Below are 14,482 nucleotides of genomic sequence, written 5' to 3' on the forward strand. Positions count from 1 at the left end.
CAACGCGCACAGACTCCCGTGCTCCGGGGCGGACTATTCGACCAGTGCGACCGGTGCCGGCTCACTCGTGGTGTCCGGTGCGCTGGCCAGCGGCAAGGTGATGACAAAGGTCGCGCCATGCTCGAAGTCGGGGTGCGGGTCGTCGATCGACAGGTGGCCGCCGTGCGCGCGGGCGATCTCGCGGGCGATGGACAACCCGAGCCCCGACCCGCTGGCATTGCGCCGGTCCGAACCGAGACGGGTGAACCGATCGAAGACGACGTCACGGGATTCCGACGCGATGCCCGGCCCGTCGTCGGCGACGGCGAGTCGGGCGGTGGCGGTGGTGTCGTCGACCGACATGTCCAGCCGAATCGTCGACGATGCGTACCGGGCGGCGTTGTCGGTGAGATTGCGCAGCGCCCGTGCGAGCTTGTCCGGGTCGCCGGCAACCCGGATCGGGACCACGCGAACCTCCACGGCCGCCATACCCAGCGACCGCAAACGACGCGCTTCGGCGACGACGACATCGTCGAGGTCCACCTCGACGATGCGCAGCGGCAATCCGTTCTCGTCGGCCCGAGCCAACAACAGGAGATCCTCCACCATGTGCTGCATGCGGCGCGCCTCCGGCAGCAGGATGGTGCGGACGGTCTCGGTGTCGACGGGGGTCGCCGTGCAGTCGGCCAGGTCCAGCAGCCCGACGATGGTGGTCAGCGGGCTGCGCAGCTCGTGCGATGCGTCCCCGACGAAGCGCAGATGCGAATCGTGGCTGCGTTCGAGGCGTTCGAGCATGGCGTTCATGGTGGTGGCCATGCGGGTCACCTCGTCGTCGGTGGCCGGTACCGGAACACGGCGGGACAGATCGGATGCGGTGATCGCGTTGACCTCGGCGGTGATCCGGCCGACCGGACGCAACGCGCAGCCGACGAAGTGGTAGATCGCGAAGCCGGCCAGCAGCACCAGGAACGGCAACTCCACCGCGAGCAGAATCGCGGTGTTGACCAGCCCACGCCGGTACGGTTCCGCGGACACCGCCGAGACGACCCTGAACTCGTCGGTGCCATGCACGACGGTGGTGACCGTGCCGCAGAACCTGTCGTCGTTGCCCGGCATCATGCGGCCCTCGATGTCGACCGACTGGCCGGCAGGCGGATGCGCCGAGCTGAGCGGGACGGTGGGTGCGTTGGAGGACCTCGCGACCACCTGCCCCCGGTCGTCGATCACCTGGATGACATCGGCACCGGTGCCCTCGTTGAGTTCCTCAGAAGGTACTGCGGCGATCCCGCCGTCGCGGATCAGCTTGGCGACTTCATAGGTGTGGTAGCCGGTCGTGTTGTACATCTCGCGGCTGTCCGCGCGGTTGAGCATGAACAGCATCACTGCCGCCCCGATCACGAGAGCTATTGCCACCAACAGGGTTCCGACGATCGTCGATCGGACGCGCACCCCCTGGTTGCGCCGGAACGTCGCCCGGATACCCGCTGCCAAACCGCGACATGGCTTCACCGTGACTCCTCCGGACAACCACCGGCTCCATCGTAGGGCCAGTGGGGTCTCCAGCAGAACCATCCGGCCCTCCGGCGCTTTCAGCCAGTCTTCAGGTAGTGGGGAGCATGGTGGGCCGATGACCGCGGTTGACCCGATCGGCCGGGACAGCGCGTCAGTGTCGGGGATGACACGCACCGTTGCCGACATCATCATCGAACATGCTCGCGCGCTGGGAGTTTCGACGATCTTCGGCGTCCACGGAGCGAACGTCGAGCACCTCTTCGACGCCGCCGTGCGAGCCGCCGGCATCACCCCGGTGGTCGCCAAACACGAGTTCGCGGCGGGCGCCATGGCCGACGGAACGGCGCGCATCTCAGGCGGTTACGGCACCGTACTCACCACCTCCGGGGGTGGCGCGCTGAATGTGCTGCCCGCACTCGCGGAGGCCTACGACAGTCGGGTGCCGGTGCTCGCGGTGATCGGGACCCCACCGACACCGCTGGTGGGGTCGGGTGCCTTCCAGGACATGGCGAACCCGCCGGACACCATCGATCTCGCCGCGGCACTTGCCGGCGTCGTCGGGGCCTGCGAGGTGATCTCCTCCGGGGCCGACATCGGTGACGCCCTCGGCCGCATCGACGCGGTCCTGGCCGCCCGACGACCCGCAGCGTTGCTCGTCGCCCGTGACGTCCAGGCCGAAAATGCTGTAGTGGTTGAGAATCCGGACCGTGTTCCGGCTCGCGCATCGGTGGTTCCGCGTAGCGATCTTGCTGTGCTTGCCCGGCGTCTGCTCACGATGGGTCAGTCCGGCGCGTCGGTGGTCATCTGGGTCGGGGAGGAGGCCTCGATGGCACAGGCCGGCGACGAAATCGATGCGCTGGCCGAGCTTCTCGGTGCCGTGACGGTGGCGGCCCCGGGTGGCCGGGACGCGATCGTCGACGCGGATCGATGCGCCGGGGTGACCGGCGTGATGGGTCACCCGTCGGCACGGGGTGCGGTGCGCACCGCCGATCTCGTCCTCGCGATCGGGACCCGCATGTCGATGACCGATCGGGCCGGACTGGACGCGCTCCTCCCCGAGCGTCCCGTGGTGTATCTGGGTACCCAAGAATTGCGCTGTCCAGCTGTGGAATCCACACCAGGAACCCAGTGGATACGGTGTGCGGATCTGCGTGAGACGGTGCGTTGGCTGAGCAAGGATCTGCGAAGTCTGGGCGCGCGATCCGTCGCAGCCCCGACCGTCACACGGCAGCCCCTGGTGAGTCCCGGAACCGACCGGGAACTGTCCCTGCCGGCGGTGATCGACATCGTCGGAGCGTCACTACCGTTGCGCGGCAGCGTCTTCGCTGACGCCGGGAACACCGGTGCGGCGGCCGTACACCATCTGCCGTTCGGGCGCGGCAGGTTTGTCGTGGCGCTGGGCATGGGCGGCATGGGCTATGCGATCGCGGCCGGGGTGGGCCAGGCCATCGCCTCGATGATTCAACCGCGACGTGCACGCACCACGGTGATCGCCGGGGATGGCGCATTCATGATGCACGGCATGGAGATCCACACGGCGGTGGAATACGGTGCGCCGCTCACCCTGATCGTGCTCAACAACGACGCCCACGGGATGTGCATCACCCGCGAGCACCTGTTCTTCCCCGACACGCCCCCGCCGGTCCACACGCAGCGGAGTCTGAACCGGTTCCGGCACACCGACTTCGCCGCCGGTCTGACCGCCATGTTCCCCTGCCTCGACGTCCGCGCGGTCACGACATCGGAGTCGCTGGCCGCGGCCTGTGCTGACCTCCTGGACGCCGACGCCGGACCCAACTGCATCGTCGTCGACGTCGACCCCGACGAAATCCCGCCGTTCGCACCGTTTCTGATGAGAGGCTAACCATGACCGTCGCTTTGCCCGCCCTATCCGATCTGGGGGAATCCGCGGCCACGTTGCCGGGGATCACCCGCATCGAATCCCATCCACGACCGGTGGCGACGCCGATCATCGTCGACATGCTGCGTTCGGTCTACCCGCATGATCGAATCTTCGGCGACTTCTGCACCGTCCAGGGCTATGTGGATGCCCCGCCGCGAGAACTGTACGAATGGCTTTCGGACACCAGGTCATTGGAGGAGTGGACCTACAGCCTGCGCGGTTTCACCGAGACCGCCGAAGCCGGCCTGTGGGTGGCCCAGGATCGGTTGGGCGACAACACCGAGATCTACACGCGCACCGTCACCGATCCGCATGCGATGACCGTCGACTATCACTGCGCCTGGGACCAGGGACGCCACCTCTGGATGGTCTACCTGATGCGCGTCGTCGACGCCCAGGTGGTGCTCGACAAGCCGGGATCGGTGGTGCTGTGGACCAACTGTCATCACCCGTTCTACGACGAGAACCCCTACCCGGAGACCGCTCCGCCGGAACGCCCGGTATGGGTCGGTGACTTCTGGGACATGTTCTCCGCCGGTCACCAACTCGAACTCGACAACCTGACCGCGATCGCCGAGTACCGCCACCACCACGACCTGCCGCTGACCCCGGATTGGATGAGCCGATGACCGCCGAACCCACCCTTTCGCTCCTCGATGTCGCCGGATACCTGCCCGAGAATCGGGTGCCGGCAACCTATTTCGAGCAGTTCGCCGAGGATGATCAACTGGCCGGCAACGCCATGTTCCGGATGCCCGCCCATCGGCACCACGCGGCTCACGGGGAGACCTCGGCCGACATGATGATCGCCGCCGCCCGTACGTTGACAGCGCGGCACGGGGAGGACTGGCTCGACGACGTGGATGTGGTGCTCACCCACAGCCAGCTGCCGGAGGTGCCGGTGCGCGGATGCGGTGGCGAAGTCGCCCACCGCCTCGGCTTGCGGCCTCACACGGTGCTCGACGTGCACAACGGGGGCTGCGCGGCCTTCCCGCACATGGTCGAACTCGCCGACGGTCTGCTGCGGGGACGCGGCGGGGGCAAGGCGGTCATCGCGCTGGCGCAGAACAGTGCGTCCCAGGTGTTCACCCAGGAACAGGTGCGCGGCAAGGCCCAGGCTCCCATCCCCGGTGACGGGGCGGCGATGGCGGTGGTGTCGACCGACGGTGTCGGCAGTCCGGTGCTGGGCGTGCGATGCCACTCCTACGGGCAGTACTCGGGCGACATGACCGCCGTCGCGACACCGGATCGCAAATACTGGGAGGCCGGTCCCGGTCAGATCCACATCGGATTCACCGACGCCAAGATCACCAAGGTGCTCGCCCGCGGAAACCGCATGGTTCCCGAGGTCGCCATCGAGGTGGCCGACGCCATCGGGGTGGCGCCCGCCGAACTGGACTGGCTGATCACCAACCAGCCCAACCGCATCTTCCTGCGCAATTGGGCCGAGGCGCTGGAGTTGCCGGCCGAGCGACATCCGGACACCTTCGACGAATGCGGCAACCTGTTCGGCGTCGCCATCCCACTGACCCTCGACACCGCCATCACCGACGGTCGGATCGCGGTCGGGGATGTGGTGATGACGGCGGCCTTCGCCCACGCCGGCGATTTCGCCGGTGCCCTCGCGCTGCGCTGGTGCGGACGATGACCCTGACGCGTGCGCCGGCAATGGCGGCCGCCCCATATCGGTTGAGCCTCAACGAATCTCCCTACGGGCCGCTTCCCGCTGTCGCCCGGGTGCTGGCGGCCGGTGTCGTTGAGGTGAATCGGTACCCGGACTTCTTCCCGGACCGGTTGCGCGCCACAATCGCCGCGCACCTGTCGGTCGCGGCCGACCGGATCAGCGTCGGACCCGGGGCAACCGGACTGGCCCACACCGTCCTGGCGGAGAGCTCGGTCCGTGCCCGTGGCCGGGGCGTCACCGCCCCGACGCTGGTGACCTCGACACCCACCTTCGACGGTTACCCGATCCTGGCCGGCATGCTCGGAATCGAGGTGCGCGCAACCGAACTTGACGCCCACGGCGGTACCGACCTCGACGCGCTCGCCAGCGCCGTCGACGCCGACACCTCGGCGGTGGCCATCTGCTCACCGCACAACCCGACCGGATCGGTGGTCTCCGAAGACGCGCTCGTCGCCTTCCTGCGCGAAGTGCCACCGAGTGTGACGGTCATCTTCGACGAGGCCTACGCGGAGTTCTGCGACGACCCGCCCGACATAATCGGGTTGACCCGACGATTCCCGACGCTGGTCGCGCTGCGGACCTTTTCCAAGGCGCACGGGCTCGCCGCCCTGCGTGTGGGCTATGCGCTCGTCGGTGCCGAGATGGGCGCGGCACTGCGCGCGCGGGAGATCCCGTTCGCGGTCGGTCCGGCGGCGCTGGCGGCTGTCCCGGTCGCGCTGGCGGCACGGGCCGAACTCGACGACCGGGTTAGCGCGATGCGCACCGAGCGTGCGAGGTTGTCGGCGATGCTCACCGCCATCGGGGCGTCGCCGCTGCCGAGTCAGGGCAACTTCGTGTTCCTCCCCGGCGACGACGGTCTGCAGGTGGGCACCCTCCTCAACACCGTCGGTGTGCTCGGAAAGCGTTGTGGCGACTTCGGATTCCGGCTGACCGTCGGGGATTGCGCTTCGACCGACTACCTCGTCGGGGCACTACGGCTGACTGCTCGTAAGGCCTGATCCGCATTGGCCCGACCCCTCCTGGGTACGCTGACCGCATGGGGAGACGACAGAAGATTCTGATCACGGGTGCGAGTTCGGGGCTCGGGGAGGGCATGGCCCGACGGTTCGCGGGGGAGGGACGTTCGCTCGCGCTCGCCGCACGACGACTCGACCGGCTCGAGACCCTGGCCGACGAGCTGCGGCCGGCGGCCGAGCAGGTCGCCGTGGCCCAGCTCGACGTCACCGACACCGACTCCGTGCCGATCGTCTTCGGGAAACTGCGCGAGGAACTCGGCGGACTCGATCGCGTCATCGTCAACGCGGGTCTCGGCAAGGGCGCACCGCTGGGAACGGGCAAGGCGCACGCCAACATCGAGACCATCCAGACCAACCTGGTGGGTGCTCTCGCGCAGATCGAGGCGGCGCTGGAGATCTTCCGCGAACAGAATTCGGGACATCTGGTGCTGATCAGTTCGATCAGTGGCATCCGCGGCCTGCCGAAGGCGCAGGCCGCCTACTCGGCGTCCAAGGCCGGTCTGTCCGCTCTCGGGCAAGGCCTGCAGGCCGAGTTCGCCAACTCTCCCATCGAGGTGTCGGTGTTGCTGCCCGGCTACATCGAGACCGACATCAACCGCGGCGTGAAGACCTCGCTGATGGCCGACACCGACGACGGTGTCGACGCCATGATCAACGCCATCGAGGCGGAGAAGGGCTGGGCACCGATTCCGGCGTGGCCGTGGACCCCGATCGCGGTCGCCCTGAAGTACCTGCCGGCCGCCATTTCACGTCGGCTGGTGTAACGCGGCCGAGGCCGGCGGAAAGTAGGGGAGGAATATCTTTCCCCCACTTGTGGATTCGTCCCTGGGAAACTTCTCGAGAAGGAAACCAAAACCAGGGTAGGGAAATCCTTCCCCTGGTTTCCGCAGCGGGCGGAGCGCTCAACCGGCGGTGCTCGTCGTCGGCGACCCGCTGGGCACCGCCGCGGGGTTGCGCCAGGCCACCGGCGAGGCCTTGTAGTCGAAGGCGTCGTCACCGGTGGTGTCCGCCCAGTAGATGACCTGCTGCAGCTTCTGCCCGGGGTCGGCGAGGGCGAGCAGACAGGTGGCGTAGGACTCGCCGCGTTTCATGCGCTCGGGTATGGGAGTGTCCGTGCAGGCGGGCAGCCCGCCCGTGGGAGTGAGGGTCAGTGCGGCGGTGCGGCCGTCGGGGCTACCCGCGAGGCCCACCAACCCGGGTGCCGCGGCCGGCCGAGCGGCCAGCGAGGTCACCGTCACGTAGATGAAGTACGGTGCACCACCGTGGGTCACCGTGTCGGGTACGTTCTCCGCGGGCGTGATGCCGGTGACGGTGAACAGCGCCAGCGAACCACCCGCGCTGAACGCATTCGACGGCAACGTCGCGGTCTGTCCGAAGTCGAGCGCCGTCCCCGGGTCGGTCCGAGCCGGGGCGCCGTTTGCCACACTCACCGACGCCGACATCGGAACCGACGTCGGCTTCTCGGCGGGCGAGCTCTCCGAGGAGTTCGACGAGCACGCCGCGATCGCCAGTAGCGCGCTCAGGCATCCGGCAAGGAGGGCGACGCGTCGCGCCGACGGATGAGGTCTCACGCTGCGTAAGGTAACCGATGTGGCGAGCAAGCAGGGGCAGGTCGTGGCCCATGGCGCGTTTCAGTTGTTCGGTGAGCGCAAACGGGCGCAGGTCAGTGAGCTGTTGACGGAGGTCTTCGGACGCGACGACGTCGAGGCGCTGGCCGCCGACTGGCGCGGCATCGTGTACTTCACGCTCGCCGCCGACGAGTCGGTCGCCGACGACGCGGTCCTCGGATTCGACGCCTCGAGCGGCAATTCGGGTGAACTCGCCACCGTCGACGAGGTGCTCGCCGCGGTGCGCAGCGGGGAGGTCGCCGAGGCTGTCGACGGCGCCAGCTTCGATGCCTGGCGCACCGCGACCGGCACCCGTGCACTCGACACGGGGTCGTGCGTGCCGCCCGCCTTGTACGAGTTCCTGGGCGGTGATCCGGCCGAGAGGTCAACGGAGCCAGAAGATGTCGTCACGTTCATCGCCGTGGCAGCGGCGCTGATGGGTCGGCTGGAGGAACTCGGGGTGCAGCCGGGCGACGAGATCCCCGACGAGGTGTTCGACGAGGACCGCTGGCGCTGATCAGGCCACCTCGATTCAGGCCACCTCGATTCAGGCCACGTCGATGACCGACCGTGGCACCGTCGTCGACGGCCGGTCGGTGACGATCCAAAACTCGACCCGCCCAGGCCCGGTGCGGACGGTCTCGCCCACGATCTTGGTGATGCTCGACGGGATGAGCATGCCCCGGACCTCTCCGCGCACCACCCCGGCGGTGTTGACCTTGCGCCAGAAGATGCGCACGCCGACGCGGCATTGCCCGCCGTCGTCGGAGATGCCGAGGAAGCGGCCGGTGGCCTGCAGGTAGAGGGTGCCGGGCCGGTTGGGAACGGTGCTCGCGAGACCGCTGACGTTGCCGCCGCACGCCGGGCCGTAGGCGACTGTCCAGATGACCGGGGTGATGACCGTGCGCGCGGGCGCCGCGTCGGCCCGCACGGCCGACGACATCACGATCAGTCCGACTGCGCTGACCGCGATGATCGTTCCCCGCAGGATTCGTCGGAGCATGATGGGTTCCTCATGTCGGGTGACATACCGTTCGGTTGTGACATACGTCATATCGACGACGGGGCTCGGCGCGTTAGCGGCGGTGATCAGGCGCGACGGCCCCGGTGCTTGCGGTACCAGCGCACGAGTTCGTCGGTGGAGGAGTCGTCGGCAGCGGCCGGGGCGTCGTCGGAGGTGATCACACCGAGTAGTTCCTTGGCCTGGGTCTTGCCGAGTTCCACACCCCACTGGTCGAAGGAGTTGATGCCCCAGATGACACCTTCGACGAAGACCTGGTGTTCGTAGAGGGCGATCAACTGGCCGATGACCGACGGCGTGAGCTTGGGGGCGAGGATCGAGGTGGACGGACGGTTGCCGGGCATCACCTTGTGCGCCACCACATTCGGGGCGACACCCTCGGCCGCGATCTCGTCGGCGGTCTTGCCGAAGGCGAGCACCTTGGTCTGGGCGAAGTAGTTGCTCATCAGCAGGTCGTGCATGGAACCCGCACCGTCGGGAGTCACCGGCAGATCGTCGGTGGGTTCGGCGAAGCCGATGAAATCCGACGGGATCATCCGGGTTCCCTGATGCAGCAGTTGGTAGAACGCGTGCTGTCCGTTGGTACCCGGCTCGCCCCAGAACACCTCGCCGGTCTCCGTGGTGACGTGTGCCCCCTGTGCGGTGACGGACTTGCCGTTGGACTCCATCGTCAGCTGCTGCAGATACGCGGGGAAGCGGGCCATGTCGTTGGAATACGGCAGCACCGCCCGGATCTGGGCATCCCAGAAGTTGGAGTACCACAGGCCGATGAGGCCGAGGATCACCGGCGCGTTCTGCTCGAGCGGCTGGGTACGGAAATGCTCGTCGACGACGTGGAAGCCGTCGAGGAATTCGGCAAAACGATCCTTGCCGATGGCCGCCATCACCGACAGCCCGATCGCCGAGTCGACGGAGTAGCGTCCGCCGACCCAGTCCCAGAAGCCGAACATGTTGGCGGTGTCGATGCCGAACTCCGACACCTTCTCGGCGTTGGTGCTCACGGCGACAAAGTGTTTCGCGACGGCGTCGGGGCCGGCGCCGAGTTCGGTGAGCAGCCAGCTGCGGGCCGCCGACGCGTTGGTGAGCGTCTCCAGGGTGGTGAACGTCTTGGAGGCGATGATGAACAGGGTGGTCTCGGCGTCGAGGTCGGCCAGGGTTCCGACGAGGTCGGCGGGGTCGACGTTGGAGACGAAGTGGCAGCGGATGGACGAATCGACGTAGTGCCGCAGCGCCTGATAGACCATGGCCGGCCCGAGGTCGGACCCGCCGATGCCGATGTTGACCACGTCGGTGATCGGCTTGCCCGTGTGGCCTTTCCACTCACCGCTGCGCAGTTTGTCGGTGAAGGCGCCCATCGCGTCGAGGACCTCGTGGACGTCGGCGACCACATTCTGGCCGTCGACGGTCAGGGATGCGTCGGCCGGAAGGCGCAGCGCGGTGTGCAGGACGGCGCGATCCTCGGAGGTGTTGATGTGTGCGCCGGCGAACATGTCGTCGCGGCGATCGGTGAGGCCGACCTCGCGGGCGAGACTGAAGAGCAGTTCCAGGGTCTCGCGTAGCACCCGGTGCTTGGAGTAGTCGATGTGCAGGTCGCCGACGTCGACGGTGAGTTCGCGACCACGATCGGGGTTCACCGCGAAGACCTCACGCAGATGCATCGCGAACACGTGCGGCTGATGCGCGGCCAGGGCCTGCCAGGACTGGGTGGCGGTGATGTCGCCGTGGTCGCTACCGGTGAACTCGCCGCCCGAGGAGTCGCTGCTCATGACTCACCACCCTATGCGGTGGCCGTCCGCGGTGCGACGGCATCGCCGAGGCGGGTCACCGTCCCAGCGGGCCCCGCCCGAGTCGCAGCAGCAGCATCGCCAGCGTATGGCCTTCCTGCCCAAGGTCCTTGAAGCGTTCGAGCACCTTCACCTCGCGACTGTGGACCAGGCGCGGACCACCCGACGCCATGCGCGCGGCACCGATCTTCTTCGACACCGCCGAGCGTCGTTTCACCGCGGCCAGGATCACCGCGTCGAGCCGGTCGATCTCGAGTCGCAGCGCGTCGATGTCGTCGGGCAGGGTGTCCACCTGCGACGACAGCTCGTAGCGCTCCAGGTCGATGGTCTGCTCGAACGGGATGGCGGCCTCATCGGGTGTGCTGTCGTCGGTCACCCGCCCGATTTTGCCACGCACTGCGCACGCGAGGATGGTGGGATGGTGAGCGAACAGGCGGGGACCGCGCAGCGATCGGACGAACAGGCGGCGGGTCGCGCAGCGCCCTCGATCTCTGGGGTGTCGACAGTTGTCGTTCTCGCGGTCACGTTGATCACCGCGCAGCTCGTGATCCGCGGCTGGCTGGTGGCCACCGGGAACTTCTACTGGGATGACCTGATCCTGATCGGCCGGGCGTCGTCGATGCCGATCGGTTCGTGGGAGTACCTCGGGCACAGCCACGACGGTCATTTCATGCCGGCCGCCTTCCTGGTTGCGGGCATCTCGACCGTCCTGGCACCGGTGACGTGGGCGCTACCCGCGGCCACGCTGATCGTGTTGCAGGCAGTGGCGTCGGTGGCGGTGTGGCGGATGATCCGGATCATCGCGCCCGCGGCGGGAATCGCGGCCCTGGCCGCGTTGACGTTCTATCTCTTCACCCCGATGACGGTGCCAGCCTTCACGTGGTGGGCCGCTGGACTCAACACCCTGCCGATGCAGGCGGCGATCGCCTGGATCGTCGGCGACGCGGTCCTGGCCTGCCGCACGGACACCGACGACGCGACTCGCCGTCGTATCACGGTGCGCTCCGCGCTGATCTTCCTGATCGCGCTGACCTTCTTCGAGAAGTCGCTGTTCATCCTGCCGGTCGCACTGGTGACGGCGACGTTGTCGGTGGCCGCGTCCCGACGCCGGACGGAAACGGGGGATGACGACGGAGCCGGTGACGACGCCGATCTCGCCGAGACGATGAGTCCGCTTGCGGCCGCAGTGGTCCGGGCCCGGCGGTTGTGGGCGGCGCTGGCGGTGATCTTCGTCGTGTGGGTGATCATCTTCTTCTCGGTGTCCGACGCGACCGCTGGCGTGCATTCGGCCGCCCAGACCGCTCGGCTGGTCTGGCGGTCGGTCAACCGGGCCGTCGTCCCCTCGCTGGTGGGCGGGCCGTGGGAGTGGGGCCGCTGGAATCCGAGTCCGCCCATGGGTTTTGCGTCGTGGTGGATGATCCTGGCCGGATGGCTGGTGGTCGCGGGGGTGGTGATCTGGGCGGTGCTGCGCCGGCACGGCGCGTTCGCGGTGTTGCTGGCGGCCGGCGCGTACGTCGTCGTCGCGCAGATCCCGGTGATGTGGAACCGCTCGAGCGACAACACCGCTCTGGAACTCGCGCAGACGATGCGTTACCTACCCGACAGTGCCCTCGTGCTGACCGCGGCACTCGCCCTGCTCATCGCCGCCCCCGCACGTTCGGTGCGCGCGGCCGCCACCACCGGTGCCCGGCATGCGAAAACAGCCGAAACCGCCTCACCTGCAACGGTGTTGGTGGCTGTGCTCATCGCCTTGGCTGCCGCGTCGGCGACGATCTCGCTGGCCGGTTTCGGCGATTCGTGGCGCGACAACCCCACCGGCGACTACCTGGCCACGGCCAAGCGGTCGCTCGCCGCGAACACCGAGCACCCGATGTTCGATCAGTCGCTACCGCTGGAGGTCCTCCTACCGGTCGCCTACCCGAACAACCAGATCAGCCATACCTTCGGGCGCCTGCGCGACCGGCCGCCGTTCGCCTCGTCCACCGATCGGCTCGTCGTCCTCGATACCGCCGGTGAACTGGTGCCGGGCGCGGTCACCGCGCAACGGAACATCGCCGCGGGACGCGGCGCGTGCGATCGGCCGGAGGTGACCGGCCCCACGCAACTGCCCCTCGACGGCCCACTCATCCGCTGGCGCTGGACGATTGCGCTCGGCTACTGCGCCAACCGGTCGGGCGAGGTGGAGTTCCGGCTCGACGACGGCACGGCCCACACGGTTGCGGTCCAGGCCGGACTCCACGTCGTGTACGTGCAACTCGACGGCTCCGGGCGCACCCTCACCCTTCGCCCGCTCACCGAGGGACTCGCCCTGCACACCGGACAGGGGCGAGTCGGTGAGGTCGTGGAGGCCCGATTCGTCGGGTAGCGGCCAGGGCGTGAGACACGCCCTAGGTGGTGGGCGAGTAGTAGACCTTCACCTTGCCGTCGTGTCCGCGCGCCTTGGCCAGCGCGATGAGCGCGGTGGACATGGTCTCCTCGGCTGTATAGTAGTAGAGCGTCTGATCCCCGACCGCGGCCAGCTGTTTGTCGAGTTGTTCGGCGATGGCATTGGTGCCCGCCCAGTCGGCGTCGAGAACCCCGTTGTGGATGTGCTCGGCGTAACCGGGCCCGAAGGTCATCACCAGCCCACCGTCGGTGGCGATGCCGTCGAACTGATAGTTGCCGTACTCGACGGCGTAGAAAGACGGCAGCGCGTTGATGGACGTGTCGAACTTCGCGGCGTCGGGCCGTTTGCTACCGGTGCGGACATAGTGCGCCGCCGTGGTGGTGCGCTTCTGGGTGTTGTCGATGAGCTCATTGATCTGATCGGCATTGCTGTCGGTGAAACCGAGGTAGCGGTAGTCCGGCACGATCCGCACGACCCGGCCGCCCAGTGAGATGACGCTGGTCGAACACGTCGCGCTGCCCTTCCCGTTGACGTCGGCGCGGATCACCACCTGACAGGTGCCACCGTCGGGCCGGCCGTCGCGCAGGAAGGTGGCGGTGACCCCGAAATTGAAGTGGCCCGGGGTGTAGAGCCGGAAGTTGGTGTCGCCGGACGCGGTGACCGTCCACGAGCACCGCTGTCCGCTGCCCTCGAGGGCGCAACTCGATCCGTTCGCCTGCACCGTGATCGCGTTGCTCTGGCTGGGCCTGACACCAGGCGCGGGGACGGTGGTGAGGTCGTTCGCGATGGCGCGCTGGGCACCGAACAGTGCGTTGGTCTGCTCGGTTGTCAGCGGGGTGACGGAGGTGTCCAGCGTGAAGGAATCGTTGAACCGCTGGTAGGTGCCCTTCAGATGCGTGATGGTCTTGCTCTGCGGGTCATAGGTGACCGTCCATTCGCCGACCCGGACCAGGTTGTCACCCTCGAAGGTGACGGCCGGATCGGACTCGGGCCAGAACCGGTCGTCGGGGAGTTCGACGTCGGTTTTGCGGATCGGCGCGCCGAGCTTGGGCGGTGAGGACTGTTCGGTGTTGCCGACGATGCCGGCGAGGTTGTTCGAGGACAGCTGGACACCGAGATTCGGCAGGGAGGCGTAGGTGGCCTCGGCCCACTTGCGGTCCAGCGGAGCAAGATCGAGCTTGTTCTTCTGCTCCGAGGTCAGCAGCGGCGGCCAGAAGGCCTGCGGCGCGCTGACGAAGTACCGGTTGCCGATCTGACGATATTCGCCCTGCTGGCCGCCCACCGAGATGGTGCCCTGCACGTTGTTCGACGACGTCGCGGTCAGGTCGGTGAACTCGACGGTCCCCGATACCCCCGTCCGCGAGGCCTTGTAGTCGAGCTTGCCGGTGAACTTGGCGGCCGGGCTGGTCGCCAGTTTGAACAGCACCGCGTCGAGGTCGGCCTGGGCACGGAAGGCGGCGGTCGGTGCCGACGCACCGGCCTTGCTGAACGGGATGAACGACACGACCAGCGCTGCAACCAGGGCGATGACCCCGACCGCGGCGACCAGAGCCGGTAGGACGATGGACTGCTTCTTCACGAGTGTCCCCC

General features: G+C 67.8%; 13 protein-coding genes. 7 read left to right on the top strand and 6 right to left on the bottom strand.

Translation table 11 applies throughout. The features are described 5' to 3' along the window. Positions 1 to 33: 33 nt before the first annotated feature. A complete protein-coding gene (locus GBRO_RS06525) occupies positions 34 to 1,488 on the bottom strand; it encodes a HAMP domain-containing sensor histidine kinase (RefSeq protein WP_227892859.1) in 1,455 nt (484 codons plus the stop codon). 118 nt (positions 1,489 to 1,606) lie between these two features. Between GBRO_RS06525 and GBRO_RS06530 the strand changes: the two genes are divergently transcribed. Genes GBRO_RS06530 through GBRO_RS06550 form a run of 5 tightly spaced genes read left to right on the top strand, consistent with a single transcriptional unit; the run spans position 1,607 to position 6,858 of the window. Beyond that, positions 1,607 to 3,355: a thiamine pyrophosphate-binding protein gene (locus GBRO_RS06530; RefSeq protein WP_012833183.1), complete on the top strand. Its 1,749-nt coding sequence runs from the start codon at positions 1,607 to 1,609 to the stop codon at positions 3,353 to 3,355. A gap of 2 nt (positions 3,356 to 3,357) precedes the next feature. Next, positions 3,358 to 4,023: a hypothetical protein gene (locus GBRO_RS06535; protein ID WP_012833184.1), complete on the top strand. Its 666-nt coding sequence runs from the start codon at positions 3,358 to 3,360 to the stop codon at positions 4,021 to 4,023. Continuing rightward, complete coding sequence (locus GBRO_RS06540) at positions 4,020 to 5,042, top strand: 3-oxoacyl-ACP synthase III family protein (protein WP_012833185.1); 1,023 nt, start codon at positions 4,020 to 4,022, stop codon at positions 5,040 to 5,042. The genes GBRO_RS06535 and GBRO_RS06540 overlap by 4 nt, the downstream gene beginning before the upstream one ends. Beyond that, positions 5,039 to 6,076 carry a pyridoxal phosphate-dependent aminotransferase gene (locus tag GBRO_RS06545; RefSeq protein WP_012833186.1) on the top strand — a complete coding sequence of 346 codons (1,038 nt, stop codon included), beginning with the start codon at positions 5,039 to 5,041 and terminating at the stop codon, positions 6,074 to 6,076. Before GBRO_RS06540 ends, GBRO_RS06545 begins: the two co-directional genes overlap by 4 nt. A gap of 38 nt (positions 6,077 to 6,114) precedes the next feature. Beyond that, positions 6,115 to 6,858, top strand: a complete 744-nt coding sequence (locus tag GBRO_RS06550) for an SDR family oxidoreductase (RefSeq protein WP_012833187.1) — start codon at positions 6,115 to 6,117, stop codon at positions 6,856 to 6,858. A gap of 138 nt (positions 6,859 to 6,996) precedes the next feature. Here the strand turns inward: GBRO_RS06550 and GBRO_RS06555 are convergent, their stop codons facing one another. Continuing rightward, a complete protein-coding gene (locus GBRO_RS06555; protein WP_172491653.1) occupies positions 6,997 to 7,665 on the bottom strand; it encodes a hypothetical protein in 669 nt (222 codons plus the stop codon). Between the two features lie 19 nt (positions 7,666 to 7,684). On the opposite strand from GBRO_RS06555, the gene GBRO_RS06560 reads away from it, so the two are divergent. Beyond that, on the top strand, positions 7,685 to 8,218 hold the full coding sequence (locus tag GBRO_RS06560) for a hypothetical protein (RefSeq protein ID WP_012833189.1): 534 nt from the start codon (positions 7,685 to 7,687) through the stop codon (positions 8,216 to 8,218). A 30-nt stretch (positions 8,219 to 8,248) separates the two neighbouring features. Here GBRO_RS06560 and GBRO_RS06565 read toward each other — a convergent pair whose 3' ends face one another. The 3 genes from GBRO_RS06565 to GBRO_RS06575 form a co-directional block, all read right to left on the bottom strand. Next, positions 8,249 to 8,704: a hypothetical protein gene (locus GBRO_RS06565; protein WP_147290632.1), complete on the bottom strand. Its 456-nt coding sequence runs from the start codon at positions 8,702 to 8,704 to the stop codon at positions 8,249 to 8,251. Between the two features lie 86 nt (positions 8,705 to 8,790). Further along, complete coding sequence (pgi, locus tag GBRO_RS06570; RefSeq protein ID WP_012833191.1) at positions 8,791 to 10,488, bottom strand: glucose-6-phosphate isomerase; 1,698 nt, start codon at positions 10,486 to 10,488, stop codon at positions 8,791 to 8,793. Between the two features lie 55 nt (positions 10,489 to 10,543). After that, the gene (locus tag GBRO_RS06575) at positions 10,544 to 10,882 is read right to left on the bottom strand and encodes a chorismate mutase (RefSeq protein WP_370452888.1); all 339 of its coding nucleotides are present in this window, start codon (positions 10,880 to 10,882) and stop codon (positions 10,544 to 10,546) included. A 42-nt stretch (positions 10,883 to 10,924) separates the two neighbouring features. Between GBRO_RS06575 and GBRO_RS06580 the strand changes: the two genes are divergently transcribed. After that, positions 10,925 to 12,871, top strand: coding sequence for a hypothetical protein (locus GBRO_RS06580; RefSeq protein ID WP_012833193.1), 1,947 nt, complete (start codon positions 10,925 to 10,927; stop codon positions 12,869 to 12,871). A 22-nt stretch (positions 12,872 to 12,893) separates the two neighbouring features. Here GBRO_RS06580 and GBRO_RS06585 read toward each other — a convergent pair whose 3' ends face one another. Continuing rightward, complete coding sequence (locus GBRO_RS06585; protein ID WP_012833194.1) at positions 12,894 to 14,471, bottom strand: hypothetical protein; 1,578 nt, start codon at positions 14,469 to 14,471, stop codon at positions 12,894 to 12,896. Between the last annotated feature and the right edge of the window lie 11 nt (positions 14,472 to 14,482).

The organism is Gordonia bronchialis DSM 43247 (genome assembly GCF_000024785.1).
GTDB lineage: Bacteria > Actinomycetota > Actinomycetes > Mycobacteriales > Mycobacteriaceae > Gordonia > Gordonia bronchialis.

Bases quoted from the DNA above. Each gene is read 5' to 3' on its own strand.
- GBRO_RS06535 (WP_012833184.1), top strand. From the start codon at position 3,358: ATGACCGTCGCTTTGCCCGCCCTATCCGATCTGGGGGAATCCGCGGCC.
- GBRO_RS06545 (WP_012833186.1), top strand. From the start codon at position 5,039: ATGACCCTGACGCGTGCGCCGGCAATGGCGGCCGCCCCATATCGGTTG.
- GBRO_RS06540 (WP_012833185.1), top strand. From the start codon at position 4,020: ATGACCGCCGAACCCACCCTTTCGCTCCTCGATGTCGCCGGATACCTG.
- GBRO_RS06530 (WP_012833183.1), top strand. From the start codon at position 1,607: ATGACCGCGGTTGACCCGATCGGCCGGGACAGCGCGTCAGTGTCGGGG.
- GBRO_RS06580 (WP_012833193.1), top strand. From the start codon at position 10,925: ATGGTGAGCGAACAGGCGGGGACCGCGCAGCGATCGGACGAACAGGCG.
- pgi (WP_012833191.1), bottom strand. From the start codon at position 10,488: ATGAGCAGCGACTCCTCGGGCGGCGAGTTCACCGGTAGCGACCACGGC.
- GBRO_RS06565 (WP_147290632.1), bottom strand. From the start codon at position 8,704: ATGCTCCGACGAATCCTGCGGGGAACGATCATCGCGGTCAGCGCAGTC.
- GBRO_RS06550 (WP_012833187.1), top strand. From the start codon at position 6,115: ATGGGGAGACGACAGAAGATTCTGATCACGGGTGCGAGTTCGGGGCTC.